General features: G+C 46.1%; 1 protein-coding gene. It reads right to left on the bottom strand.

Features of this window, described 5'->3' with window-relative positions:
- A partial coding sequence (locus ACHRWY_RS27765) for a hypothetical protein (RefSeq protein WP_395359272.1) occupies positions 1–243 on the bottom strand: 243 nt, incomplete at both ends.

Below are 243 nucleotides of genomic sequence, written 5' to 3'. Positions count from 1 at the left end.
CGTTTCCTGTAAATGTACCACTTGGTGCATAGGTAAGGTTTCCTGCTTGTACCGGTGTTAATACCTGACCTGCTGTTACCGCAACTCCGCCTAAGGCTAAAGTTCCGTGAGCCGGTAAAGTAGAAACTGTATAACTTACTACTGTTCCGTCAGTATCGGTAGCTGTTAAAGCTTTGATAGCCGTAGCTCCCGCTGTAGATGCTATAACTGAATTTGTATTTTCATCCTGAGCAACCGGCGCGT

The organism is Flavobacterium sp. FlaQc-48, from assembly GCF_044007335.1.
GTDB lineage: Bacteria > Bacteroidota > Bacteroidia > Flavobacteriales > Flavobacteriaceae > Flavobacterium.
This window is presented reverse-complemented; position numbering and strand designations above follow the sequence as displayed.